The sequence below is a fragment of the Sphingomonas sp. genome (genome assembly GCF_965200135.1).
GTDB lineage: Bacteria > Pseudomonadota > Alphaproteobacteria > Sphingomonadales > Sphingomonadaceae > Sphingomonas.
Genome location: NZ_CBDATK010000005.1, coordinates 40,044 through 63,228, shown reverse-complemented (window position 1 = coordinate 63,228; position 23,185 = coordinate 40,044). Strand labels below are relative to the sequence as shown.

The following is a 23,185-nucleotide window of genomic DNA, read 5'->3' as shown; positions in this document are numbered from 1 at the left end:
GCACCCGTCCAGCGGTTGCGCGAGGGTTAAGCGCGGGTCAACCGGGTCTTTACGCAGCGCGTATAGAACGACCGGGCACATGAGGGTGTGGATCGAGACGACCGACGCCGTTTCGCCTTTCAAGCCGGGGTCAGATGACACAAAGCCACGCAACGCCTGCACCGAACCCCGCCGGCACGACGCTGCGGCGACTGCTCGCGACCGACGGCACCGCCGGCCATCCCTTCGTCGCCACGCTGCTCGCACCGCGCGTCAATGCGCGCGACCTGATCGACACGGTGCACGCGCTGTGCACGGTGCACGGCCAGCACCCCGATATGCTGACGATCGCCGCCGAACAGGGGGACGATGCGGCCGCCCGCGCCTGGCTAACCGAGGCGGCGGCCGGGTTCGCCGCCGAACGCGCGGCGTTGGCACAGCTGGTCAGCGCCGCCGGCCCGCTGCCTTCGACACCGGGTCAGGCCGAGAGCTCGGCCGCGCTCAACGCCGAGCACCACGCGCTGGAGATGCTCGCCCGCTCCGAACGGACCGGCGTCGCGCTCGGCGCGGCGGCGGCGCTGATCGGCGACTGGCAGGCGATCCGCACCGTGCTGGATTGCGCGGCGGATCGCTTCGGCGTCGTGCTGCCGACCGCCGAGCTGTTCGAGTCGGACGCGCTGCTTGCCCAGGCACCGGAACGCGCCGCCGCGTTCGGCGCGCAGCAGCTGCTCGCCCAGCATCGCGGGCTATGGAGCCTGCTCGAAGCCCGCAGCAGCGCGCGCGGCCGGGACTAGGCGTCCGTTCCTTCCTGAAGCCGAAGCGCCACCGCCTCCAGCCGGCGCAGCATCGCAGCGAAGCCATCCACCTCTTCGCGCGAAAATCCGGCAAGGATCCGCGCCTCCAGGTCGAGCGCCTTGGGCGCGACCTGTGCATATAATTCTTGCCCCGCCGCCGTCAGTGTCAGCCCGCGCGCACGCCGGTCGGCATGGACTCCGCGCTGCAGCAGCCCCCGCCCCGCCAGCGCGATCGCGGCGCGGCTGACCGTCACCTTGTCCATCCGCGTCCGCGCGCCGACCGCCGCCTGCGTCAGGCCGTCCTGTTCGGCGACCACCGCGATCACCCGCCACTCGGCGATGCTGAGCCCGAACAGCGCCTCGTACGCCCCCGCGATCGCGTCGCTCACCAGGTTGGAGGCGACCGAAAGCCGATATGGAATGAAGTCGTCGAGGACGAGCGTTGTCATCACCGCCACGTTGACACCGTGCGGCGACGGGCGCAAGTTGGTTACAGATGATACCAAACGGAGCGTGAGATGGAACAGGTGCCCGTCAGTTCGACCGACAATCCGCTCGGCCTCAACGGCTTCGAGTTCGTCGAGTTCACCTCCCCCGATCCCGACGCGATGGCGCGGCAGTTCGAACAGCTCGGCTTCGTGCCCAGCCACCGCCATCCGACCAAGAGCATCACCCGCTACAAACAGGGTCGCATCAACATCATGCTCAACCGCGACGAGTCGGGGCGGGTGAAGGAGTTCCGCAACGCGCATGGCGCGTCGGCCAGCGCGATGGCGTTCCGCGTCGCCGATCCCGCCAAGGCGGTCGAATGGGCGATGGCGCACGGCGCCGAGGCGACGGAGGAGAGCGACACCGTCATCAAGGGCATCGGTGGCTCCTACCTGTACTTCATCCCTGACGGCGCGGACCTGTATGCCGACTGGGCGGAGGTGCCGGGCTGGCGCGAGGCGGAGGCGGCGAACAATGTCGGGCTCGATCTGCTCGATCACCTCACCCACAATGTCCGTCGCGGGCAGATGAAGGTGTGGAGCGGGTTCTACCGCACGCTCTTCGGGTTCGAGGAGCAGAAGTATTTCGACATCAAGGGCAAGGCGACCGGCCTGTTCAGCCAGGCGATGATCGCGCCGGACAAGGCGATCCGCATCCCCCTGAACGAATCCCAGGACGACAAGTCGCAGATCGAGGAGTTCATCCGCGAGTATCAGGGCGAGGGCATCCAGCACCTGGCGCTGACCACGCCGGATATCTTCGACACCGTCGAGCGCCTGCGCGAGCGCGGCGTCAAGTTGCAGGACACGATCGAAACCTATTACGAGCTGGTCGACAAGCGCGTCCCCGGCCACGGCGAGGACCTCACCCGCCTCCGCAAGAACCGCATCCTGATCGACGGCAACGTCGGCGACGAAGGCATCCTGCTCCAGATTTTCACCGAGAACATGTTCGGCCCGATCTTCTTCGAGATCATCCAGCGCAAGGGCAACGAGGGCTTCGGCAACGGCAATTTTCAGGCGCTGTTCGAGAGTATCGAACTGGATCAGATTCGCAGGGGTGTGATCCAGGTCGACGCGTGAAATCCTCCCCGCTTGCGGGGAGGGGGACCAGCCGCAGGCTGGTGGAGGGGGCTCTCCACCGGCGGAACCGAATGTGGAGAGCCCCCTCCACCACTCGCTACGCGAGCGGTCCCCCTCCCCGTAAACGGGGAGGATCGTGAGGCGCCATGACCCACTATCTCACCGGCTTCGCCAACCACCACGCGACCGAAGCCGTCCCCGGCGCCCTCCCGGTCGGCCGCAATTCGCCGCAGCGCACCCCCTTTGGCCTCTACGCGGAACAGCTCAGCGGCACCGCCTTCACCGCGCCGCGTGCCGAGAACCGCCGCGCCTGGCTCTACCGCCTGCGCCCGACCGCCAACCACCCGCCCTTCACGCCCTATGACGGCGCGCCGCACCTGAAGTCCGCGCCGTTCGACGAGGTCGCCCCCTCCCCCAACCGACTCCGCTGGGACCCGCTGCCCCTTCCGACCGCGCCGACCGACTGGCTCGACGGTATCGTCAGCTATGGCGGCACCGGCAACGTCGCCGAGCAGAGCGGCGTCGGCATCCACCTCTACGCGGCCACCCGCGACATGGACCGCGCCTTCTTCTCGGCCGACGGCGAGCTGCTGATCGTTCCCGAACAGGGGCGCCTCGCGATCGATACGGAAATGGGCCGCATCGACCTCGCCCCGCTCCAGGTCGCGCTGATCCCGCGCGGCGTCCGCTTCCGCGTCGCGCTGCCGGACGGACAGGCGCGCGGCTATGTCTGCGAGAATTACGGCGGTCTCTTTCGCCTGCCCGACCTCGGCCCGATCGGCGCCAACGGCCTCGCCAACCCGCGCGACTTCGAGACGCCGGTCGCCTGGTTCGAGGACCGCGACGATCGCGTCGAGGTGATCCAGAAGTTCCAGGGCGGGCTGTGGAAGACGACGCTCGACCACTCGCCCTTCGACGTCGTCGCCTGGCACGGCAATCTCGCGCCCTGCCGCTACGACCTGACCCGCTTCAACACGATCAACACCGTCTCTTTCGACCATCCCGACCCGTCGATCTTCACCGTCCTGACCTCGCCGAGCGATACGCCGGGCACGGCCAATTGCGACTTCGTGATCTTCCCGCCGCGCTGGATGGTGGCGGAGGATACCTTCCGCCCACCCTGGTTCCACCGCAACGTGATGAGCGAATTCATGGGACTGATCCAAGGCCAGTACGATGCCAAGGAGGGCGGCTTCGCGCCCGGTGGCGCATCGCTCCACAACCAGATGAACGGCCACGGCCCCGACCAGGCGAGCTACGAAAAGGCGGTCGCCGCCGACCTGAAGCCGGTGAAGATCGCCGACACCATGGCCTTCATGTTCGAGACCCGTCACGTCGTCCGCCCGACCCGCTGGGCAGCCGAGGCACCAACGATGCAGCTGGATTACGACGAGGTGTGGAGCGGCTTCGCGAAGGCGCAGCTCGCGTGATCCTGCACGGCTATTGGCGCTCCGGCACGACGTACCGGACCCGCATCGCGCTCGCGCTGAAGGGGCTGAGCTACGAACAGGTCGGCCACGACCTGCGGACCGGCGAACAGCGTTCGGCCGCGTTCCTGACGCTCAATCCCCAGGGACTCGTCCCCGCGCTGGAGACCGACGATGGCGTGCTGACGCAGAGCCCCGCGATCCTCGAATGGCTGGAGGAACGCTACCCGGAGCCGCCGCTGCTGCCCGCCGCCCCCGGCGACCGCGCGATCGTCCGCGCGATGGCGGCGACGATCGCGTGCGACATCCACCCGCTCAACAACATGCGCGTGCTGAAGGCGGTGCGCGCGCTCGGCGGCGATGCCGACGCCTGGGCGGCCGGGTGGATCGGCGACGGCTTCGCCGCGCTGGAGGCGATGATCGCCCGCCACGGTGCCGGGTTCGCGTTCGGCGACCGCCCCACCCTCGCGGATTGCCACCTCGTGCCGCAGGTCTATTCGGCCGAACGCTTCGGCGTCGACCTCGCGCCCTATCCGCAGCTCATGGCGGCCACCGAACGAGCCCGCGCGTTGCCCGCCGTGCAGGCCGCCCATCCCGACGAACAGCCCGACGCCGACCGTTGAGCGACCGCGTCTACGCGACCCCCGCCGGCGTGGGGCTAGGCCCGCTCGACCAGATCGCGGAGGGCAAGGCGCGTAACTTCGTCCTCCAGCTCCGCGCCGGCCGCTTTCACGGCTTCGTCGTGCGCCGGGGCGATGCGGTGTTCGGCCATGTCGATCGCTGTCCCCATGCCGGCGTGCCGCTCGCCCAGCAGCTCGACGATTACCTCGCCCCCACGGGCGACCTGATCGCCTGCTCTTGGCACGGCGCGCTGTTTCGGATCGAGGACGGCCTCTGCGTCGGCGGCCCCTGTGTCGGCCAGCACCTGACGCCATGGCCCGTGACCGTGGCGGACGGCCATATCGTCACCGCCTAGCCGTCGTCGACCGCGGGAGACACGCGCGGCGCCGCTTCACCTGGATCGCCCCTCGCCGAGCCGATCAGCGGAGCAGGACCAGTTCCTCCGCCATCGTCGGGTGAAGCGCCACGGTGGCGTCGAACTGCGCCTTGGTCAGCCCCGCCTTCACCGCCACGGCGGCACCCTGGATGATCTCGGGCGCGTCGGGACCGATCAGGTGGATGCCGACCACCTTGTCGGTGGCGTCGCACACCATTTTATAGAGCGCCCGCTCCTGACGCCCCGCCAGCAGGTTCTTCATCGGCCGGAAATCGGACGAATAGATCTTCACGTCGCCCAGCTTCTGCCGCGCCTCGCTCTCGGTCATGCCGACCTGCGCGATCGGGGGATGGCTGAACACCGCGCTGGGCACGAAGCCATAGTCGACGCGCGTCGGCTTGTTGCCATAGAAGGTATCGGCGAACGCCTGTCCCTCGCGGATCGCGATGGGGGTGAGCTGGATGCGGTTGGTGACGTCGCCGACCGCGAAGATGCTGTCGCAGGTGGAGCGGTTGTCCTCGTCGACCCGCACCGCGCCCTTGTCGTCCATCTCGACGCCGGCGCTTTCCAGCCCCAGCCCCGTCGTGTTGGGAACGCGGCCGGTGGCGAACATCACGCAATCGACGGTGACGGGGTCGTGGTTGCTCATCCGCACCGTCAGGCAGCCGTCGTCCCCCTTATCGATGCCCTCGAACGTCGCGTCGAAGCGGAACTCCAGCCCCTTCATCATCGAAATCTGGAGCAGGCGGTCGCGCAGCGCGAGCTCATAGCCGCGCAGGATGTCCTGCGTCCGGTTCATGATGATGACGTGCGCGCCGAACTGGTGAAAGACGCCGGCGAACTCGTTGGCGATATAGCCCGCGCCCGCGATCAGGATGCGCTTGGGGATCGCGTCGATGTGGAACACCTCGTTAGAGGTGATGCCGTGTTCCGCGCCAGGGCAGTCGGGAACGGCGGGATGCGCGCCCACCGCGATCAGGATGCGCTCGGCGGTCTTCTCGGTCCCGTCGGCGAGTCGGACGCTGTTCGGCCCCGTCACCTCCGCGCGCTGCGCGATGATCTCGACCCCGGCGTTGGTCAGCGTGTCGGTATACGCCTCGTTGATGCGGTCGACCTCTCCCAGCACGTTCGCCTGCAGCCGCTGCCAGTCGAAGTGGCACGCATCGGGCACGTCCCAGCCGAAACGCTTCGCGTCCTTCAGGTCCTCGGCGAAGTGGGCACCATAGACGAGCAGCTTCTTGGGCACGCAGCCACGGATGACGCAGGTGCCGCCGACGCGATACTCCTCCGCCACCGCGACGCGCGCGCCATGCTGCGACGCGACACGCGCGGCGCGGGTGCCGCCGGAACCGGCGCCGATGACGAAGAGGTCGTAGTCGTGGGGCATCAGTTTACTCCGGTGTCGTCGATGGCTGAGCGCAAATTCAGGTGCTCGACGAACGGGTGGAAGTCGCGGTCCGCGAACAGCAGCGGGATGTCGTCGAGGATACAGCGGGTGGCGATCAGCGTGTCGATCGTCTTGCGGATGGTCACGCCGAGAGAGCGTAACAAGCGATAGTTGCGGGCCGCGGCGACCGCGACGCGATGATCCGAGATGGTCACGGGAACAAACCGGGCGAGAAACTCGCTAGCGGCCCGGAACTGTCGCTGCTCGCGCGCGCCTTGCAATACTTCCATCAGGATCAGATCGCCGATGGCGAGTGGCTTGCCTTGGTCCAGTAGCGTCTGAACGGCACGAACCGCTACGGTTTGGCGGTCAAGCAGGAGGTCGATCCACACACTGGAATCGACGAGGATCAACCCCAGGCCACCGGCGGCTCGGCCGTTCGCATGGCCTCAAGATCACCGTCCCAACCAAGACCACGCAATCCTTCGACAGCTTCCTTCTGCCGCTCGATCTGGAGATACCGCCGCATCGTGAAGTCGACAGCCTCTCGCTTCGTCGAACGTCCGCTGCGCGTCATCACCTCGGCAATGATCTGATCGTCGATCTCGATATTCGTCCGCATGTGTATCAACTCCGCCGTTCATACACATAGGCGCCGACCTCGCCTCAGTCCAGACCGGCGCGCCGGATCAGGTCGGTCGTCGACGGGTCGAACTCGCCGCCGCCCTTCGCCGCCTCTTTGGCCATTTCCTTGCCCAGCTCGACGCCGAACTGGTCGAAGCTGTTGATGCCGAGCAGCGTGCCGTTCACGAACACGCGCTGCTCGTAAAAGGCGATCAGCGCGCCGAGCGTGCGCGGGGTCAGCGCGTCGAGCAGGATGGTCGAGGACGGCCGGTCGCCCGAATAGCTGCGCGCTGGGTCGTCGACCTGCTTGCCCTTCATCAACGCCGCCCCTTGCGCGAAGGCGTTGAGCAGCAACTGGCGATGGTGCTCGGGCGCCAGCGTGTCGCCCGGCTCGATACAGGCGATGAACTCGACCGGCACCAGATGCGTGCCCTGATGCAGCAGCTGGAACACCGCGTGCTGTGCGTCGGTGCCGACCCCGCCCCAGGTGATCGCCGCCGTCGGCCGACCGACCGGCTGACCGTCGACGGTGACGCCTTTGCCGTTCGACTCCATCTCCAGCTGCTGGAGATAGGGCGGGAGCAGCCGCAGGCGGACGTCATAGGCGAACGGCGCGCGCGTTTCCGCGTGGCGCACCTGCGTGTAGTAGAGGTCGGCGAACGCGGCGAGCACCGGCGCGTTCGTCTCCAGCGGCTGCAGGCGGAAATGGCGGTCCATCTCGGCCGCGCCCTCCAGCAGCTCCTCGAACGCGCCCCAGCCGAGCGCGATCGCGGCGGGGAAACCGATCGACGACCATAGCGAATAGCGCCCGCCGACGCCCTCGTTGAACGGCAGCACGCGGGTCTCGTCGACGCCCCACTCCACCGCCTTGTCGGGCGCGGCGGTCAGCGCGATGACGCGGCCATAGGGGTCCGACACGCCGTGCTCGGTCATCCATTGCAGCACCGAGCCGGCGTTGAGCAGCGTCTCGGTCGTCGTGAAGGTCTTGGAGGCAACGACGAGCAGCGTCGAATGCGGATCGAACCGCGCGAACGCATCCTCCAGCGCGACGCCGTCGACGTTGGAGACGATCGCGACGTCGTAGCGCTTCTCCTCGCGGCCGAGCGCATCGACCAGCAGGTCGGGGCCGAGCGCGGAACCGCCGATGCCGACATGCAGTACGTGGCGCACATCGCCCAACGCGCCGCCCTCGATCGCGTCGATCAGCGCGCGTTCGCGTTCGTGGAGGCGCTTGGCGGCGGCGACCAGCTCGGCATCGCCTTCGCCGCGCTCCTCGGTGTGGGTGACGGGGCGGTCTTCGGTGACGTTGACGTGCTCGCCCGCGAACAGCGCCTCGCGCCGCTTCGCCAGCCCGGCCTCCTCTGCGAGCGCCACGAACGCGGTCACCGCATCGGTCGTCAGATGCGTCTTGGACCAGTCGAAATGCAGCCCGGCGACGTCCAGGCTGAAGCGGCCCAACCGCTCCGCGTCCTGGTCGAACAGGTCGACGAGCTTGGGCGAAGGCAGAGCCTCGATACGTGACCAATCGGACATGATTTTTCCTCGGACGCGGAAGTGTCGTGCCACAACGCCCTAGGCGCGCGCGGGATGCGAGGTAAAGCCGTCGCTTGACCTTGCGGGGGCGTCGCGCCAACGCGTGTGCCCCATGGCCGCCAAGCGCAAGCGCTCCGAAACCGAGGACACGATCCGCTTCATCGCCAAGCTGGCGTTGTTCGTGCTGATCCTGCGGTCATTCATCATCGCGCCGTTCAACATCCCGTCCGAGTCGATGCTGTCGCGGCTGTATATCGGCGACTATCTGCTCGTCGCGAAATGGCCGTATGGCTATTCGCGCTGGTCGCTGCCCTGGGGCGTGCCGCTGTTGCCCGACATGCACTGGGCGCAGCCGACGCGCGGCGACGTGGTGGTGTTCCGATCGCCGGAGGTGGTCGAGCCGGGCGCCACCTCGCCGTCCAGCCACGACGTCATCAAGCGCGTGATCGGCCTGCCCGGCGACACGATCCAGATGCGCCGCGGCCAGCTGATCCTCAACGGCCAGTTCGTGCCCAAGCAGCGGGTCGGCGACTTCGCGCTACCGATCACCCCGAATTTCGCAGGCAAATGTCCATTGGGACACCAGGAGGTGTCGCAGGGCCAGTCGATCTGCCGCTACCAGCGGTTTCGCGAGACGCTGCCGGGCGGGCGCACCTACACCGTGCTCGATACCGAGCAGGGCAGGGACGGCGACGACACGGGGCTCTACACCGTGCCGGCCGACACCGTGTTCCTGATGGGCGACAACCGCGACAACTCGGCCGACAGCCGGTTCGCGGCGCCGCAGGGCATGGGCTATATCCCGCAGGACCGGATCGAGGGCCGCGCGCTGGTGACCTTCTTCTCGACCGACGGGTCGGCGTCGTACTGGAAGCCGTGGACCTGGTTCAGCGCCGCACGCCCCGAACGGACGGGCGAGGGGTTCTGAGCGAGCTTGCCGCCTGGATCGAACAGGCGTTCGGCCACCGCCCCGTCGACGAGGCGCTGTGGTGCCGCGCGCTGACGCACGGCAGCCGGACGGGCGAGGAAAGCTATGAGCGGCTGGAGTTTCTAGGCGACCGCGTGCTCGGGCTGAGCGTCGCCGAATGGCTCTACGACCTGTTCCCCGCCGAACCGGAAGGCATGCTCAGCCGCCGCATCAACGTACTGGTGTCCGGCGCGACCTGTGCCGAGGTGGCGCGCGAGATCGGCGCGCCGGAACGGATATTCTTCGACAAGGGCGTGCGCGGCGATCTGCGCGACAGCGACAACGTGCTGGGCGACGTGGCCGAGGCATTGCTCGCGGCGCTGTATCTGGAAGCGGGGCTCGACGCGGCGCGCGGCTGGGTGCGGCGGCGCTGGGCGGCGCGCGTCGACGGTCCGGCGGCGGCGCGCAAGCATCCCAAGGCGGCGCTGCAGGAATGGGCGGCGGCGAACCGGCGCGGCGCGCCCGTCTATGCGGCGGTCGAGGAGAGCGGCCCCGACCACCTGCCGCTCCACACCGTCGCCGCGCGGCTCGGCCCCGACGAACGGACCGCCACCGCGTCGACCAAGCGCGAGGCGGAAACGGCGGCGGCACGGCTGCTGCTGGCACATCTCGCCGAACAGCAGCCGGTCAAGCGCAAGCGCGTTCGCCCGCCCCGCACGATCCTGCCCCGAAAGGCACCACGGGAAATGGGCGCATGACCCAGCATTGCGGCCTGATCGCGGTGGTCGGCGCGCCCAACGCGGGCAAGTCGACACTGGTCAACCAGTTGGTCGGTCAAAAGGTCGCCGCGGTCAGTCCGAAGGCGCAGACGACGCGCGCGCGGCTGCTGGGCGTCGCGATCGAGGGCACCGAAGAGGACGGCACGCAGCTGCTGCTCGTCGACACGCCGGGTATCTTCGAGCCGGAGCGGCGTTTCGACCGCGCGATGGTGGCCGCCGCGTGGAGCGGGGCGGAGGGCGCGGACCTGCTGTGCCTGGTCGTCGACGGCCGCGCAGGGGTCGGCCCCAAGGTGACGGCGGTCGCCGAGGCGATCGCGGCGCGGCCGGAGCCGAAATGGCTGATCCTCAACAAGGTCGATATTGCCGCCAAGGAAAAGCTGCTCGGCCACGCCGAGAAGCTCAACGCGATCGTGCCGTTCGCCGAGACCTGGTTCGTCAGCGCCGAGACCGGCGACGGCGTGCCCGCGCTGAAGAGCGCGATGGCGGCGCTGATGCCGGCGGGGCCGTGGCATTATCCCGCCGATCAGGTCTCCGATGCCAGCGAGCGGTCGCTGGCGACCGAGATCGTGCGCGAGCACCTGTTCCGGCGGCTCCACGCCGAACTACCCTACGCCAGCCTGGTCGAGACCGAGCGCTTCACCGACCGCTCGGACGGCTCGGTCGAGATCCACCAGCAGATCATGGTCGAGCGCCCGACGCAGCGCGCGATCGTGCTCGGCAAGGGCGGCCAGCAGATCAAGGCGATCGGCGCGGCGGCGCGCACCGAGCTGGCGGACCTGTTCGGTCGGCCGGTCCACCTGTTCCTTCACGTCAAGGTCAAGGCGGGGTGGGACGAGGACCGCGAAAGCTACCGGGGGATCGGGCTGGACTGGGTGGAGTGAGCGCAGAAGCGCAGTAGGTAGCCGTCGAGATCGGCTACGACGAACTGCCGCTGCAGCCGATCCTCGCCGTCGACCCGGTAGCTTCTCTCCTCCAGCGGGATCGGCGTCGACAGACCGCGCGCCCGCACCGCCGCATACACAACGTCGAGATCGGCCACCGCGATCTGGAAGTTGACGCCTCGACCAAACGGCCGCTCCAGCGGCGCGGTGCGGAAGCGGCGGCCGGGACCGGCGCTCGCCTGCAACATTATCGCGACGCCGGGCCGGGTCAGCATCGCGAACGCCTCGTCGGGACGCTCATAGGCGAGCGCGAAGCCCAAGACGTTGCGATAGACCTCGACCGCCGCCGCGAGATCCGCGACGTCCAGCTCCGGAATAAGATTGGGCAACGGTGGCGTCATTCGGCACCAAGCACCGCCTCGACCCACCCCGGCACCAGCACCGTCGCCGAACCCATGCGGCTGTCGTCGAACGACGCGCTGCCCGCCGATGGATCGAGGTTGAGTTCCAGCGTCCGCGCGCCGGTCGCGGCGGCGAGCTGGACGAACCCGGCGGCGGGATACACCGCGCCCGAGGTGCCGATCGACACGAAGAGATCGCACTCCGCGACGGCCTCCTGGATGCGCTCCATCGCGTAAGGCATCTCGCCGAAGAACACGATGTCCGGGCGCAGCGCCGGAGCGTCGCAGACGCTACAGCGCGTGCCGGGCGGCAGGTCGCCTGCCCACACGCGCTGCTCGCCGCAGCGAGCGCAGAGCGCGCTCAGCAGCGCGCCGTGCATGTGGACGAGGCGGGTCGCACCGGCACGCTCGTGCAGGTCGTCGACATTCTGCGTCACGATTAACAGCTCGCCCGCCCAGTCCCGGCCGAGCCTTGCGAGCGCCAGATGCGCGGCGTTCGGCGCAACGTGGCTCAGCGCCGCCCGGCGCGCATCGTAGAAGCGGTGCACCAGGGCCGGATCGCGCCGCAACGCGTCGGGCGTGCAGACGTCCTCGACGCGGTGCCCCTCCCACAGCCCGCCCGGCCCGCGAAACGTGGCGAGCCCGCTCTCGGCCGACAGGCCGGCGCCGGTCAGGACGACGATGTTGCAAAGTGTCATGCCGCCAAGTTTAGGAACAGATCGCGTCCGTGACCAGCGTCGTCGATTTGTTTCGATGTGAGCAAAGTAATCGGCCTATCGTTTCGACAGTACGACACTTTACGTGCCGGATGGCGTTGACCTGCATCAAGAAGTCGTTACGGCCCCTGTCAGCAACGGAGAAGATACCCATGGCCGATGATACTGGCGACCTGAATGCCGTCGAACTCGCCGTCGAGCTGACGATCGCTTGGCTAGGAAATCCCAATACGCGCAGCAATGCCGAGGACGTGCCTTCCTTCATCGGCAAGATGCACGATACGGTCCAGCAGCTGATGGGATCGGGCACGCCCGAGATCGCGGCGGAGACGACCGAGGAGCATCAGCCCAAGGTCACCGCGCGCAAGAGCCTGGCGTCGAAAGACCACATCATCTCGATGATCGACGGCAAGCCGTACAAGACGCTGCGCCGTCACCTGTCGACGCACGGCCTGTCGCCGGACCAGTATCGCGACCGCTACAAGCTGAAGGGCGACTATCCGATGGTCGCGGAGAACTATTCGGAGAGCCGTCGCGCGATGGCCAAGCAGATCGGCCTGGGTCGCAAGCCCGGTCAGAAGCGTGGCGAGCCCGCTCCGGCCGCCGCACCCGCCCCGGCGACCGGCGGTCGCGGACGCAAGAAGGCGCAGCCGGCGGACACCGCGGGCGAGTAAGCTCCCTACCCTCTCCCGCCGGTGCGGGAGAGGGTTCGGCTAGCGGATCGCGCCACGCCGATAGAGCAGCGTGATCGCCACGCGGCGGTTGCGCGGGTCGGCCGGGTCGTTCGCGATCATCGGTTCGCGATCGGCGACGCCCTCGATCCGCTCGAACCGCGACTCCGGCGTGCCGCCCAGCCCCAGCCGCCGCCGCGTCGCTTCCGCGCGGCCCGACGACAGCATCCAGTTGTTCATCGCGCGCGGATCGCCCCAGGGCAGGCTGTCGGTGTGGCCGCGGATCATGATCGGGTTGGCGGAGCTGGCGATCGTCTGCGCGATCTTGCCGATCAGTTCGGACGCCTCCGGCTCCAGCGCCGTCGTGCCGAGCGCGAACATCGAATAATCGGCGTTGTCGACCAAGTCGATCCGCATCCCCTCGGTGGTCATCACGAACTTGACGTGCTGCGCGAGGCGCCGCAGCTCGGGCTTCGCCTGCATCGCCGCCTGCACCTCGCGACGCATGCGATCGAAATTCTGCTGGTCGGCGTTACGCAGGCTGCCCTTGTCGCCGCTGCCGGGCCGATTGCCGCCCGCGCCGGTCACCGGCGTGGCCAAGCCCTGCTCGTGCGATCGGCCCGCCATCTCGCCGGTGCGCTGGTCCGACCGCGCCGACTCGCCGCCGAACAGCCCGTTGCCGCCCATGCCGAGCGCGCGGGTGTCGATCAGCGTCGGGGCGAAATAGTCCGCGATGCCCTTGCGCTGCTTTTCGTTGGTGGCGCCGAGCAGCCACAACAGCAGGAAGAACGCCATCATCGCGGTGACGAAGTCGGCATAGGCGACCTTCCACGCGCCACCATGATGGCCGCCATGGCCGCCGTCGATGATCTTCTTGACGATGACGATCTTGGGCGGCTGATTGTTGCCGTGAGGAGCCCTTGCAGCCACGATTACCTACCCCGCAGTCCGTCGAACACCTCGGCGAAGCCGGGCTGGTTTTTGTGCTGGATGCCAGAGCGCGCCGCTTCGATCACCAGCGGCTGCGGGTGGCCGTGGAGCGACGCGACGATGATCTGCTTGACGACGTTGTAGATCGCGGCGTCCGCGTCGAGCACCTGCTTCAGCCGCCCCGCCAGCGGGTTGACGATGCCATAGGCGAGCAGCACGCCCATGAACGTGCCGACCAGCGCCGAGCCGATCATCGCGCCCAGCACCGAAGGCGGCTTGTCGATCGACCCCATCGTCTTGACGATGCCGAGCACGGCGGCGACGATGCCCAGTGCGGGCAAGGCGTCGGCGAGGCTGGTCAGCGTGGTGTGCGGCCCCTCCACCTCGTGGTGGTGGGTCTTGATCGAGTTGTCCATCACCTCCTCGACCGCGTGCACATCGAGCGTGCCCGACGAGACGACGACGAGGCGCAGCGTGTCGGCGATCAGGTTGACCAGCGTGTGGTCCTTCTGGAGCCGCGGATATTCGGAGAACAGCGCCGACGCCTGCGGGTCCTCGACATGCGGTTCCAGCGCGATCGGGCCGTCGGTGCGGAGCATCTTCATCAGCTTCGACACCAGGAAGATGACGTCGAGATAGTCCTGCTTCTTGTATTTCGGCCCCTTGAACACCTTGGCGAGGCCGCCGCCCATCGCCTTCAGTTCCTTGCCCGAATTGCCGATGATGAGCGCGCCGGCGGCGGCGCCGCCGATGATGAGCATTTCGTGCGGGATCGCCTCCATCACCGGGCCGAGCGCGCCGCCGGTGATGGCGAAGCCGCCGAACACCATGGCGAGCAGGACGACGAGGCCGATGGCTGGAAACATGAAGCTACTCCGATGGTCGGGGCGCTCGCCGACCGTTCGGAAAGAGGCTTAACCGCTGACGGTAAACGCCGGGTTTACCGTCAGCGCAGGTAATCGAATAACGACAGGCCCTGCAGCTTGGTGAAGCTCGACTGCGTCGCCGACAGGATCGTCATCGTCTTCTGCAGCTCGGCGATCGTCGCGGTGATGTCGGTGTCTTCGAGCCCCGAGCGCAGCGCCTCGCGATCGATCCCGGCCTGCTTCACCGTGGCCTGATCCAGTTCGATCCGTGCCGCGCGGGCACCCAGCGACGCGCGCACGGTCGTGACACGATCGCCGCCGGCGGCAAGCCCGGTGACGGCGGTCGCGGCGGCGGCGTCGACGTCCGTGCCGCTTCGCAATGCGGCAGCCAGGGCGGCGATGGTGCTCAGCGTATCGCCGCCGCCGGCGGCGAAGACCCGCTGGGCGGTATCGCCCGGCTGGATCGACTGACCGTCGCTCGTCGGGATCGCACTCGGCAGCGTGCCGGCGAAGCTGAAGCTGCCGTCGGCGTTGCGCGTCACCGCCGCACCGCCGTCCGGGCCGCCGAACAGCGGCTGGCCACGCGCGTCGGCGGTGTTGCCCAGACTGACGAGCTGGTCGAGGATCCCGTCCAGTTCGGCGGCGATCGCCTGTCGGCCGGCGCTGTCGAGCGACCCGCTGCGCGCGCTGATCGCAAGCTCGGACGCGCGCTGCACCTGGCTCCCGATCGCGTCCAGCGTGGTGTCCGCCGTGGCGAGGCCGGCGGCGGCGAGGTCCAGATTGCCGGTCGTCACCTTCGCGTCCGCATCGGCGCGCGCAATCCCCTGCAGCCGCGTGTAGGCGACCGAGTCGTCGGACGCCTTGCTCAGCCGCTTGGTGGTCGCGATCTGCGTCTGCAACGTGTCGGCGCGACCGGTCAGCGTCGCCATCGCCTGCGATCCGCGATCGTAGAACAGGCTGGTCGATATCTGCATTATCGGATGTCCATCAGCGTCTGCATCGTCTCGCGCGCGACCTGGATCGCGCGGCTGCATGCCTGGTACGCCTGCTGGAAGCGCAGCAGGTCGACCGCTTCCTGATCGAGGTTGACCCCCGATACCGCCGCCTGCGCCGCCACTGCGCCGTTGCGGATCGCGGACTGCGCGTCGCCGACCAGCTTGCGCTGTTCCAACGCCGCAGCGTTGCCGGCGGTCAGCCCAGTCAGCGCCGCTTCCCAGCCGTGCGAAGTGCGGCTGCTCTCCAGCTGGGCGAGGTTGGAGGCGTCGCGGACGCCGCCGCCCACGCTTGCCGCCGCGATGCCGCGAGGGTCGGTGAGCGTGGCGGTCAGGTCGGTCGGCGTCGCGCCGACCGCGAAGATCGCCGCGCCGGGCTGCCCGTCGAGATTACGGCCGGCGGCCTGGATCGCGTTGACCTCGGTCGCGAAGTCGGTCGCCAGCGCGTTGAGCGAGGTGCGCGCGTCGTCCAGCCGCCCGGCGCCCTCGGCGATGCCCGCCATCGCGCCGCCGGCGGGGGAGAAGCTGTGGACTCCGTCGGTGCCCTGCATCGAATAGGCCACCGCACCGCCGCTGCGCGCGTAGATGACGTGGCCCGCGTTGCTGCCCTGCACATAGGTCGGGCCGCCCGGCCCCAGCGCCACGACCGCGCGGCCGATCGGGTCGAACGAGACCGACAGGTCGGTCAGCGCGCTCATCTGGTCGAGCAGCTGGTCGCGCTGGTCGGCGAGCTGTGCGGCGTTGGTGCTGTCGGGCGAGGCGCGGCCGAGTCCGTCGTTGACCCGCGCCAGACTTTGCGCGAGGCCGTCGAGCTGCGTGGTCGCCTGACGGGCGCGGTCGTCGAGTTCGTCCATGCCGGCGTCCAGCTGGCGCCCGGTGGTGCCGAACGCCTGGGCGACGGCTCCCGCCTGTTCCAGCACCACCGCGCGCTGCGGGACGGAGGTCGGGTCGGCCGCCAGCGACCGCGCGCCGCCGAAGAAGCTGGTCAGCCGCGTGCCCAATGAACTGCCGGTCAGGGCATCCTGCACCCGATCGAGCCAGACGGTGCCGGCCTCGGTGCGGGCCAGTTCGGTGCCGGCGCTGCGGACCGCCTGCGCGCGGAACATCTCGCCGGTGCGCGACACGCCGTTGACGGTGACGCCGACGCCGTCGACCAGCCGCCCGGTGACGCTGGTCAGCGAGGTGACCTCGGCCAGGTTGGTGGTGCGGCGCGAATACCCCGCGACGCCGGTGTTGGCGATGTTGTCGCCGACCGTCGACAGTGCGGTCTGATAGGCGCGGACGCCCGACGCGCCGATCGAGAGCAGATCGCTCATGGCGTGGCCTGCGGCGGCTCGGGCGTGGCCTGCGGCGGCTCGGGCGTGGCCTGCGGCGGCTCGGGCGTGGCGGCCGGCGGTGCGTCGGGAACGCCGTGCGTGCGCTCCAGGAACTCGGTCATCGCCTTGCCGATGCCGAGCGGCTGGTGCTCCGCCATCGCCTTGGCGACGTTGGCGTCCTGCATGTCGCGGAAGGTGTTGGATGCCTTGTCGTCGAACAGCGGGTCGGCCAGCTTCGCCTGCCGCATGCTCTTCAGCATCATGCCGGTGAACACCGCCTCGAACTGCTGCCCGGCGCGCTTCAGATTGTCACCGGTCGCGGCGCGGCCGAGGCCCGACGCGATCCCGGTCTGGCCGCCGATTGCGGGGGGCGTCTGCGTCATAGCACGATGAGCTCCGCCTTGAGCGCGCCCGCTTCCTTCAGCGCCTCCAGGATCGCGACCAGATCGGCGGGCGACGCGCCGATCGCGTTCACCGCCTTGACGATATCGGCGAGCCGCGGGCCGGGGGCGAGGACGAACATCGGCCGCCGCTCCTCCTCGACCGACACGCCGGAGCGCTGCTCGACCGCGGTTTGGCCCTGGCTGAGGGGCGCCGGCTGGACCACGCGCTGCTGCTCGTCGACGCGAACGGTCAGCTTGCCGTGGGTGACGGCGGCGGGACCGACGCGGACGGCGGCGTTGATGACGACGGTGCCGGTGCGCGCGTTGACGATGACCTTGGCCGGCGGATCGGCGGCGACGACGTCGAGGTTCTCGATCCGCGCCATCATGCTCGCGCGCGGCTCCGCGCCCGGAAAGGCGCGCACCGTCACCGAGACGGCGTCGATCGCCTGCGCGGCGCCGGGATAGGCGAGATTGATCGCGCCCGCGACGTTCTGCGCGGTGGTCCAGTCGGCGCGCTGGAGGTCGAAGGTGAGCGTCGGCGACGCCTCGAACCCGGTCTGCACCGCGCGTTCGACGGTGGCACCCTCGGGGATGCGGCCGGTCGAGGGAATGTTGATGACGATCCGCGAACCGTCGGCCCCCTCCGCGCCCAGCCCGCCGACCGCGAGGTTGCCCTGCGCCATCGCATAGACCTGTCCGTCGGCACCGTAGAGCGGGGTCAGGATCAGCGATCCTCCGCGCAACGACTTCGCCTTGCCCATCGACGCGACGGTGATGTCGAGGCGCTGGCCGGGCTTGGCGAAGGGCGGCAGCTCGGCGGTGATGAGCACCACGGCGGCGTTCTTCATCCCCGGATTGGCGTTGGCGGGCAGTTGCAGCCCGAAGCGCGAGGCGACCGCCTTCAGGCTCTGCACCGTGTATTCTAGGTTGTCGTCGCCGGTGCCGGGCAGGCCGACGACGATGCCATAGCCGGTCAGCTGGTTGGCGCGGATGCCCTGGAACGCGCCGAGGTCCTTGATCCGGTCGGCGGAGGCGGGTTGCGCGAGGAGCAGCGACGCCAACAGCGCGAGCAGCAACGCCCACACTCCGTCATCCCCGCGAAAGCGGGGATCCCGCTTCTTCTTGCCCGCGGCAGGCAGCGGGATCCCCGCTTTCGCGGGGATGACGGAAGAGGAGATAGCGATCATGCGCGACAGCCTGCACCGATGATGGTTACCAAGCCGCTAATGCCCGGTCAGAACGGCGACACGATCTGGAAGAACCGGCTGAGCCAGCCCTGCCGGCTGGCGCGGGCGACGTCGCCGCGGCCGGTATAGCTGATCTCCGCGTCCGCCACGCGCGTCGACGGCACCCGGTTGAGCGCGTCGACGTCGGCGAAGCGGACCAGCCCGCGGATGCGGACCCACTCGTCGCCGCGATTGAGCGTCACCCGCTTCTGCCCCTGCACCAGCATGGTGCCGTTGGGATAGACGGCGGCGACGGTGACCGAGACCTCGCCCGACAGCGAGTTAGCCTGCCCCGCCGTGCCGCCGCCGTTGAAGTTGCGGGCACCGCTGGCGCCGATGTCGGTGTTGTTGAACAGCGCCAGCGGGCCGGTGCTGGGCGGCGTCACCGAAAAGCCGCCACTCGAATCGAGCTTCGACTGCGCCGACTTGGTCGCCGCGGTGCGCTCCACCAGCACGATCGTCAGCGGATCGCCGACGCGGCGCGCGCGGCTGCCTTCGTACAGCGCGGCATAGCCGGCGCTGGCCTGGAAGATCGCGCCGTTCGCGGGCTCCGGCACCGCCACCACCGGCGGCGGCGTGGCGACGAAGCGATCGGGTTCGCGATGACGCGCGTCGGCGGGCACCGGCGCGAACGCGGCGGCGACCAGCGCGGCGACCGTCCCGGCGAGCGCCAGCTCGATCCACTGGGAACGGTTGCGGAAGATCGAAGAAATGCGGGAGGTCATGGCCGGTCCGATCAGACGTTCTGGTTGACGTATTTGAGCATGTCGTCGGTCGCCTGGATCATCTTGGAATTGACCTCGTAGGCGCGCTGCGTCTCGATCATGTCGACCAGTTCCTCGACGACGTTGACGTTGCTGGCTTCCAGCATCCCCTGCCGCACGCGCCCGCGTCCGTCCTCGCCGGCGGTGCCCAGATTGGCGGTGCCGCTGGCCGAGGTCTCGATCAGATAGTTGTCGCCCGTCGCCTGCAACCCGGCGGCGTTGGGAAAGCCCGCGACCTGGATCTGGCCGATGTTCTGCGCCTCGGTCTGACCGGGGACGGTCGCCGATACGGTGCCGTCCTGGCCGACGGTGATGCTGGTCGCGCCCTGCGGCACGGTGATGCCGGGCATCACCTGATAGCCCTCGCTGGTGACCAGCTGGCCCTCGGGCGAGCGCGAGAAATTGCCGGCGCGGGTATAGCCGAGCTGGCCGCCCGGCAGCTGCACCTGGAAATAGCCGTCACCGTCCAGCGCCATGTCGAGGCTGTTGCCGGTGGTCTGCATCGACCCCTGCGTATCGATCCGGGCGGTGCCCTGGATGCGGACGCCGGTGCCCAGATTCAGCCCGGTCGCGTAGCGCGTCTCCGACGAAGAATTGGCGCCGGGCGCGGTCACCAGCTGATAGGCCAGCGTCTCGAACGCGGCGCGGTCCTTCTTGAACCCGGTCGTGTTGACGTTGGCGAGGTTGTTCGAGATCACGCGCATCCGCATGTCCTGGGCATCGAGCCCGGTGCGCGCGACGTGCATGGCGGCGCTGCTCATAGCTTTGTCTCAACTTCAGTTCGCCCCGAGCGCAGTCGAAGGGCAGGTTGCGGGATACGTGCGTCGACTGCGCTCGGCACGAACGGGGCGGGGTCTGTCTTCACGAGGGCAGCCGCATCAGCGACGCGCCGCTTTCGTCCATGTCCTTGGCGGACTTCATCAGCCCGGCGGTCATCTCGTAGCTGCGCTGGTTCTCGATCATGTCGACCAGCGCCTGCGTCATGTTGACGTTCGATCCCTCCAGCGCACCCGACGTCAGCTGCGCGTCCAGATCGGCGGGCAGCGTGCCGCCGCCGCGCACATGGAGCAGATTGTCCATCCCCTTGACCGTGTCCGACCCCTTGGCATTGGCGAGCTTCAGCCGGTCGATCACCTGCGGCTCGCCGCCGGCGGCGGGGATGATCGAGATCGAGCCGTCGTTGGCGATCGACAGAGAGCGATAGGGCGGCAGCGTGATCGGTCCCGACCCGCCCATCACCAGGAACCCGTCGCCGGTCTGCAACGTGCCGGACGCGGTGACGGTCAGGTCGCCGCGCCGGGTGTAGGCTTCCTCTCCATTGGGCGCCTGCACCGCCAGCCACGCATCCGGACCAGTGACCGCCACGTCGAGCGGCCGCCCGGTCTGCTGCATTGCGCCCGGCGCCCGGTCGGCGTCGGTCACTTCCTCGCTGGTCGGCGCGCGTGCGGCGAGCGTGGTCGGCCCGCCGGTCAGCGAGATCCGGTCGAACACGACCCGGTCGGCGCGAAAGCCGGTGGTGGACGCATTCGCCATGTTGTTGGCGATCGCCGCCTGCGCCGCCATGCGGGCACGCAGGCCGGTCGCCGCGGTATAGACGAGCTTGTCCATTTACCCCTCCGCGTCCGCTGCGCTTGCGAGCGGATGTTGAAGCCCCGGCTCGTTCACGAGCGGATGTTGAAGATGGTCTGCGAGATCTGGCTCGCGGTATCGAGTGCCTTGGCATTGGCCTGAAAGTCGCGCTGCGCGGCGATCAGGTTGACCAGCTCCTCGGTGATGTCGACGTTCGACCGCTCGATCGTGCCGGACATGATGTTGCCGAACCCGCCGGTGCCCGCCGACCCCAGCTTTGCGTCGCCCGAAATGCCGGTCGGCGACCAATAGCTGTTGCCCAGCTGGCGCAGCCCCGTGGGGTTGGCGAAGTTCGCCAGCATCACCTGGCCGATGGCCTGCGAGTCGCCGTTCGAGAACGCCGCCTTGACGACGCCCGACTTGTCGATCGTGACGCCCTGGATCTGGCCGACCGCCTGGCCGTCCTGATTGCGCGAGCCGACGTTGAACGGCTGCGCGGTCTGCTTCGTGTCGCTGCCGAAGGTGAAGGAGAATGCCTGTGCCGTCGTCGATCCCGCGCTGGTGAACGGGTCGAAGTTGACCGTCGTCGGCGCCGGCGTGGCGACGCCGCTCGTGTCGAAGCTCAGCGTCTGGTGATCGTTGCCGCCCGACACCAGCTTCTGGTCGCCGACGAACGAGAAGACCGACCATTGGCTGCCGGTCGTCGTCGCCGTGTCGCGGCGGAAATAGTTGGTCAGCGTCTGCGGGTTGCCGTCGCCGTCATAGATCGTCGTCTGCGTCGACTGGTTGTAGCTGGTCGGATCGAACCGGTCGAAGGTGCTCGTCGCCGGCACCGCCGAGTTGGCGTTGAGGTTCGCCGACATCGTCACCGCCGTCGTCGCCTGCGCGGCACCGCTGGTCGCGGGCAGACGCAGCGAGACGGCCGAGTCGATGCCGGTGGCGATCACCGTGCCCGACCCGTCGACCGGATAGACCTGCAGATGGGCGCCCTGCGCGTCGACGACGTAACGGTCGGCATCGACCATGAAGCCGCCGTTGCGCGTGAAGTTGACGCCGCTCGCGTTCATGTCCGGCTTCACCGCGAAGAACCCGTCACCCGACACGGCGAGGTCGAGCGTGTTGGCGCTCTGGATCAGATTGCCCTGCCCGAACTGCTGGAAATTGCCCTTCACCACCGTGCCCGACCCGATCATCTGCGTCGGCGACAGGTTGACGGAGGAGGCGATCACGTCAGCGAATTCGGTGCGGCTCTTCTTGAAGCCGTTGGTGCCGACGTTCGCCATGTTGTGCGCGATCGTCGACATCTCCGACTGCGAGGCCTGGAGACCGGAAAGCGAGGTGTAGAAGGACATGGGGTGCTCCTGTGAAGGGGTTCAGCCGATCTGGCGGACGGCGGTGACGGGGACCTGGCCGAGGCCGGGCAGCGTAAGGACGGCCTTGCCGCTCGCGGTCGAGACCGACTCGACGGGCGCCCAGGCGAGGTTGGTGGCGGCGATGGTCTTGTTGCCGTCGCGCGCGTTGACGGTGACGGTGAACGGGCCGGCGCCGGCGTCGGCGCCGCTCTGGTCCTTGCCGTCCCAGTCGTAGTTGACGGTGCCGGCGGCCTGCGCCCCGAGGGAACTGGAATGGAGGATCTGCCCGCCCGCGTTAGTGATCGTGACGGTCACGTCGGTGGCCGCCGCGCCCAGCTCGACCGCCCCGGCCAAGCCGCCGCTGGTGCGGCCATAGGCGGTGTTGCCCGCGGTCAGCACGGTGCGCCCGACATAGGACACCGCGTCGGCGGTAGAGGTCGCGCCCAGCTTGTCGGAAATCGCCTTCAACGTCGACGACATCTCCGAGATGCCCGCGAGCGACGAGAACTGCGCCATCTGCGCGACCATCTGCGTGTTGTCGGTGGGGTTGAACGGGTCCTGGTTCTGCATCTGCGCGGTCATCAGCTTCAGAAAGTCCGCCTGGCCCAGCGTCGTGCCGGCCGACGACGCGGCCTGCACCGAGACGCCCGACGACGCGCGCGAGATGCCGAGGCCGGCGAGGGTGGAATCGAATGCACTTGCCATGGTCAGCGGCCCAGCTTGAGGGTGTCGATGACGAGCGACTTGGCGGTCTGCATCACCTCGACGTTGTTCTGATAGGCGCGCGCGGTCTCCATCATGTCGACCAGCTCGCGGGTCTCGTCGACCGCGGCCTCGAAGATGTCGCCGTTCGCGTCGGCGAGCGGGTTGGACGGGTCGTGCCGCTTGGTCGGCGCCTCGCCCGCCTGGACGACGCGCTCGACATCGACCGTCGACAGCCCGGTCGCCGCATCGATGTGGGTGCGGAAGACCGGCTTCATCGACCGATACGCGCCCTCCGCCGTGCCGGCGGTGCCGCCGGCGTTGGCGAGGTTGGACGCGGTGGTGTTCATCCGCACGAGCTGCGCCGACATGGCGCGGCCCGCGACCTGGAAGATCGTCATCGGCTGAGCCATCG

General features: G+C 68.8%; 28 protein-coding genes. 9 read left to right on the top strand and 19 right to left on the bottom strand.

Annotated elements, in window-relative coordinates:
• Positions 1-134: 134 nt before the first annotated feature.
• Positions 135-773: a DUF6975 family protein gene (locus ACOFKS_RS04285; RefSeq protein ID WP_419808013.1), complete on the top strand. Its 639-nt coding sequence runs from the start codon at positions 135-137 to the stop codon at positions 771-773.
• Here the strand turns inward: ACOFKS_RS04285 and ACOFKS_RS04280 are convergent.
• Complete coding sequence (locus ACOFKS_RS04280) at positions 770-1,222, bottom strand: MarR family winged helix-turn-helix transcriptional regulator (RefSeq protein ID WP_419808012.1); 453 nt, start codon at positions 1,220-1,222, stop codon at positions 770-772. The two genes, ACOFKS_RS04285 and ACOFKS_RS04280, sit on opposite strands and share 4 nt — an antisense overlap.
• Positions 1,223-1,291: 69 nt before the next feature.
• Between ACOFKS_RS04280 and hppD the strand changes: the two genes are divergently transcribed.
• The 4 genes from hppD to ACOFKS_RS04260 all read left to right on the top strand — a co-directional run bounded on the left by hppD (position 1,292) and on the right by ACOFKS_RS04260 (position 4,747).
• On the top strand, positions 1,292-2,344 hold the full coding sequence (gene hppD, locus ACOFKS_RS04275) for a 4-hydroxyphenylpyruvate dioxygenase (protein ID WP_419808011.1): 1,053 nt from the start codon (positions 1,292-1,294) through the stop codon (positions 2,342-2,344).
• 146 nt (positions 2,345-2,490) lie between these two features.
• A complete protein-coding gene (gene hmgA, locus ACOFKS_RS04270; protein WP_419808010.1) occupies positions 2,491-3,774 on the top strand; it encodes a homogentisate 1,2-dioxygenase in 1,284 nt (427 codons plus the stop codon).
• Entirely contained in the window at positions 3,771-4,394 is a 624-nt protein-coding gene (gene maiA / locus ACOFKS_RS04265; protein ID WP_419808009.1) for a maleylacetoacetate isomerase, read from the top strand. The genes hmgA and maiA overlap by 4 nt, the downstream gene beginning before the upstream one ends.
• Positions 4,391-4,747, top strand: coding sequence for a Rieske (2Fe-2S) protein (locus tag ACOFKS_RS04260; protein ID WP_419808008.1), 357 nt, complete (start codon positions 4,391-4,393; stop codon positions 4,745-4,747). The genes maiA and ACOFKS_RS04260 overlap by 4 nt, the downstream gene beginning before the upstream one ends.
• 64 nt (positions 4,748-4,811) lie before the next feature.
• Here ACOFKS_RS04260 and gorA read toward each other — a convergent pair whose 3' ends face one another.
• Genes gorA through pgi form a run of 4 tightly spaced genes read right to left on the bottom strand, consistent with a single transcriptional unit; the run spans position 4,812 to position 8,312 of the window.
• On the bottom strand, positions 4,812-6,158 hold the full coding sequence (gorA, locus tag ACOFKS_RS04255; RefSeq protein WP_419808074.1) for a glutathione-disulfide reductase: 1,347 nt from the start codon (positions 6,156-6,158) through the stop codon (positions 4,812-4,814).
• Positions 6,155-6,568 (bottom strand): PIN domain nuclease, encoded by a 414-nt coding sequence (locus tag ACOFKS_RS04250; RefSeq protein WP_419808007.1) that lies wholly within the window; start codon positions 6,566-6,568, stop codon positions 6,155-6,157. The genes gorA and ACOFKS_RS04250 overlap by 4 nt, the downstream gene beginning before the upstream one ends.
• Positions 6,565-6,777, bottom strand: coding sequence for a type II toxin-antitoxin system VapB family antitoxin (locus tag ACOFKS_RS04245; protein WP_419808006.1), 213 nt, complete (start codon positions 6,775-6,777; stop codon positions 6,565-6,567). The genes ACOFKS_RS04250 and ACOFKS_RS04245 overlap by 4 nt, the downstream gene beginning before the upstream one ends.
• Positions 6,778-6,821: 44 nt before the next feature.
• Positions 6,822-8,312 (bottom strand): glucose-6-phosphate isomerase, encoded by a 1,491-nt coding sequence (pgi, locus tag ACOFKS_RS04240; protein ID WP_419808005.1) that lies wholly within the window; start codon positions 8,310-8,312, stop codon positions 6,822-6,824.
• A gap of 112 nt (positions 8,313-8,424) precedes the next feature.
• On the opposite strand from pgi, the gene lepB reads away from it, so the two are divergent.
• From lepB to era, 3 genes are read left to right on the top strand one after another with little or no spacing between them, the layout of a single operon-like run.
• Entirely contained in the window at positions 8,425-9,240 is an 816-nt protein-coding gene (lepB, locus tag ACOFKS_RS04235) for a signal peptidase I (RefSeq protein WP_419808004.1), read from the top strand.
• The gene (rnc, locus tag ACOFKS_RS04230) at positions 9,195-9,977 is read left to right on the top strand and encodes a ribonuclease III (RefSeq protein ID WP_419808073.1); all 783 of its coding nucleotides are present in this window, start codon (positions 9,195-9,197) and stop codon (positions 9,975-9,977) included. Before lepB ends, rnc begins: the two co-directional genes overlap by 46 nt.
• On the top strand, positions 9,974-10,879 hold the full coding sequence (era, locus tag ACOFKS_RS04225) for a GTPase Era (protein WP_419808003.1): 906 nt from the start codon (positions 9,974-9,976) through the stop codon (positions 10,877-10,879). The genes rnc and era overlap by 4 nt, the downstream gene beginning before the upstream one ends.
• Here era and ACOFKS_RS04220 read toward each other — a convergent pair.
• Positions 10,846-11,280 carry a bleomycin resistance protein gene (locus tag ACOFKS_RS04220; protein ID WP_419808002.1) on the bottom strand — a complete coding sequence of 145 codons (435 nt, stop codon included), beginning with the start codon at positions 11,278-11,280 and terminating at the stop codon, positions 10,846-10,848. The two genes, era and ACOFKS_RS04220, sit on opposite strands and share 34 nt — an antisense overlap.
• Positions 11,277-11,978, bottom strand: a complete 702-nt coding sequence (locus ACOFKS_RS04215) for an NAD-dependent deacylase (RefSeq protein WP_419808001.1) — start codon at positions 11,976-11,978, stop codon at positions 11,277-11,279. Before ACOFKS_RS04215 ends, ACOFKS_RS04220 begins: the two co-directional genes overlap by 4 nt.
• Before the next feature lie 170 nt (positions 11,979-12,148).
• On the opposite strand from ACOFKS_RS04215, the gene ACOFKS_RS04210 reads away from it, so the two are divergent.
• On the top strand, positions 12,149-12,670 hold the full coding sequence (locus ACOFKS_RS04210) for a MucR family transcriptional regulator (RefSeq protein ID WP_419808000.1): 522 nt from the start codon (positions 12,149-12,151) through the stop codon (positions 12,668-12,670).
• Positions 12,671-12,709: 39 nt separating this feature from the next.
• On the opposite strand, the gene ACOFKS_RS04205 is transcribed toward ACOFKS_RS04210, so the two are convergent.
• From ACOFKS_RS04205 to flgC, 12 genes are all read right to left on the bottom strand, one after another.
• Positions 12,710-13,597 (bottom strand): flagellar motor protein MotB, encoded by an 888-nt coding sequence (locus ACOFKS_RS04205; RefSeq protein WP_419807999.1) that lies wholly within the window; start codon positions 13,595-13,597, stop codon positions 12,710-12,712.
• 2 nt (positions 13,598-13,599) lie between these two features.
• Entirely contained in the window at positions 13,600-14,463 is an 864-nt protein-coding gene (gene motA, locus ACOFKS_RS04200; RefSeq protein WP_419807998.1) for a flagellar motor stator protein MotA, read from the bottom strand.
• A gap of 80 nt (positions 14,464-14,543) precedes the next feature.
• On the bottom strand, positions 14,544-15,437 hold the full coding sequence (locus ACOFKS_RS04195) for a flagellin (protein ID WP_419807997.1): 894 nt from the start codon (positions 15,435-15,437) through the stop codon (positions 14,544-14,546).
• Complete coding sequence (gene flgK / locus ACOFKS_RS04190; protein ID WP_419807996.1) at positions 15,437-16,771, bottom strand: flagellar hook-associated protein FlgK; 1,335 nt, start codon at positions 16,769-16,771, stop codon at positions 15,437-15,439. The genes ACOFKS_RS04195 and flgK overlap by 1 nt, the downstream gene beginning before the upstream one ends.
• Positions 16,768-17,154, bottom strand: a complete 387-nt coding sequence (locus ACOFKS_RS04185) for a rod-binding protein (protein WP_419807995.1) — start codon at positions 17,152-17,154, stop codon at positions 16,768-16,770. Before ACOFKS_RS04185 ends, flgK begins: the two co-directional genes overlap by 4 nt.
• A complete protein-coding gene (locus tag ACOFKS_RS04180) occupies positions 17,151-18,344 on the bottom strand; it encodes a flagellar basal body P-ring protein FlgI (protein ID WP_419807994.1) in 1,194 nt (397 codons plus the stop codon). Before ACOFKS_RS04180 ends, ACOFKS_RS04185 begins: the two co-directional genes overlap by 4 nt.
• A 47-nt stretch (positions 18,345-18,391) precedes the next feature.
• Positions 18,392-19,108: a flagellar basal body L-ring protein FlgH gene (locus ACOFKS_RS04175; protein WP_419807993.1), complete on the bottom strand. Its 717-nt coding sequence runs from the start codon at positions 19,106-19,108 to the stop codon at positions 18,392-18,394.
• An 11-nt stretch (positions 19,109-19,119) separates the two neighbouring features.
• Complete coding sequence (gene flgG / locus ACOFKS_RS04170; protein WP_419807992.1) at positions 19,120-19,908, bottom strand: flagellar basal-body rod protein FlgG; 789 nt, start codon at positions 19,906-19,908, stop codon at positions 19,120-19,122.
• Positions 19,909-20,008: 100 nt separating this feature from the next.
• The gene (locus tag ACOFKS_RS04165) at positions 20,009-20,755 is read right to left on the bottom strand and encodes a flagellar basal body rod protein FlgF (RefSeq protein ID WP_419807991.1); all 747 of its coding nucleotides are present in this window, start codon (positions 20,753-20,755) and stop codon (positions 20,009-20,011) included.
• A 53-nt stretch (positions 20,756-20,808) separates the two neighbouring features.
• Positions 20,809-22,068 (bottom strand): flagellar hook protein FlgE, encoded by a 1,260-nt coding sequence (locus tag ACOFKS_RS04160; RefSeq protein ID WP_419807990.1) that lies wholly within the window; start codon positions 22,066-22,068, stop codon positions 20,809-20,811.
• A 21-nt stretch (positions 22,069-22,089) separates the two neighbouring features.
• Complete coding sequence (locus ACOFKS_RS04155) at positions 22,090-22,773, bottom strand: flagellar hook assembly protein FlgD (RefSeq protein WP_419807989.1); 684 nt, start codon at positions 22,771-22,773, stop codon at positions 22,090-22,092.
• Positions 22,774-22,775: 2 nt separating this feature from the next.
• Entirely contained in the window at positions 22,776-23,183 is a 408-nt protein-coding gene (gene flgC / locus ACOFKS_RS04150) for a flagellar basal body rod protein FlgC (protein ID WP_419807988.1), read from the bottom strand.
• Positions 23,184-23,185 lie beyond the last annotated feature (2 nt).

Coding starts and splice junctions, on each gene's coding strand:
- ACOFKS_RS04285 (WP_419808013.1), top strand. CDS start 135: ATGACACAAAGCCACGCAACGCCTGCACCGAACCCCGCCGGCACGACG.
- ACOFKS_RS04280 (WP_419808012.1), bottom strand. CDS start 1,222: ATGACAACGCTCGTCCTCGACGACTTCATTCCATATCGGCTTTCGGTC.
- hppD (WP_419808011.1), top strand. CDS start 1,292: ATGGAACAGGTGCCCGTCAGTTCGACCGACAATCCGCTCGGCCTCAAC.
- hmgA (WP_419808010.1), top strand. CDS start 2,491: ATGACCCACTATCTCACCGGCTTCGCCAACCACCACGCGACCGAAGCC.
- ACOFKS_RS04245 (WP_419808006.1), bottom strand. CDS start 6,777: ATGCGGACGAATATCGAGATCGACGATCAGATCATTGCCGAGGTGATG.
- pgi (WP_419808005.1), bottom strand. CDS start 8,312: ATGTCCGATTGGTCACGTATCGAGGCTCTGCCTTCGCCCAAGCTCGTC.
- lepB (WP_419808004.1), top strand. CDS start 8,425: ATGGCCGCCAAGCGCAAGCGCTCCGAAACCGAGGACACGATCCGCTTC.
- era (WP_419808003.1), top strand. CDS start 9,974: ATGACCCAGCATTGCGGCCTGATCGCGGTGGTCGGCGCGCCCAACGCG.
- ACOFKS_RS04220 (WP_419808002.1), bottom strand. CDS start 11,280: ATGACGCCACCGTTGCCCAATCTTATTCCGGAGCTGGACGTCGCGGAT.
- ACOFKS_RS04215 (WP_419808001.1), bottom strand. CDS start 11,978: ATGACACTTTGCAACATCGTCGTCCTGACCGGCGCCGGCCTGTCGGCC.
- ACOFKS_RS04210 (WP_419808000.1), top strand. CDS start 12,149: ATGGCCGATGATACTGGCGACCTGAATGCCGTCGAACTCGCCGTCGAG.
- motA (WP_419807998.1), bottom strand. CDS start 14,463: ATGTTTCCAGCCATCGGCCTCGTCGTCCTGCTCGCCATGGTGTTCGGC.
- ACOFKS_RS04195 (WP_419807997.1), bottom strand. CDS start 15,437: ATGCAGATATCGACCAGCCTGTTCTACGATCGCGGATCGCAGGCGATG.
- flgK (WP_419807996.1), bottom strand. CDS start 16,771: ATGAGCGATCTGCTCTCGATCGGCGCGTCGGGCGTCCGCGCCTATCAG.
- ACOFKS_RS04185 (WP_419807995.1), bottom strand. CDS start 17,154: ATGACGCAGACGCCCCCCGCAATCGGCGGCCAGACCGGGATCGCGTCG.
- ACOFKS_RS04180 (WP_419807994.1), bottom strand. CDS start 18,344: ATGATCGCTATCTCCTCTTCCGTCATCCCCGCGAAAGCGGGGATCCCG.
- ACOFKS_RS04175 (WP_419807993.1), bottom strand. CDS start 19,108: ATGACCTCCCGCATTTCTTCGATCTTCCGCAACCGTTCCCAGTGGATC.
- flgG (WP_419807992.1), bottom strand. CDS start 19,908: ATGAGCAGCGCCGCCATGCACGTCGCGCGCACCGGGCTCGATGCCCAG.
- ACOFKS_RS04165 (WP_419807991.1), bottom strand. CDS start 20,755: ATGGACAAGCTCGTCTATACCGCGGCGACCGGCCTGCGTGCCCGCATG.
- ACOFKS_RS04160 (WP_419807990.1), bottom strand. CDS start 22,068: ATGTCCTTCTACACCTCGCTTTCCGGTCTCCAGGCCTCGCAGTCGGAG.
- ACOFKS_RS04155 (WP_419807989.1), bottom strand. CDS start 22,773: ATGGCAAGTGCATTCGATTCCACCCTCGCCGGCCTCGGCATCTCGCGC.
- flgC (WP_419807988.1), bottom strand. CDS start 23,183: ATGGCTCAGCCGATGACGATCTTCCAGGTCGCGGGCCGCGCCATGTCG.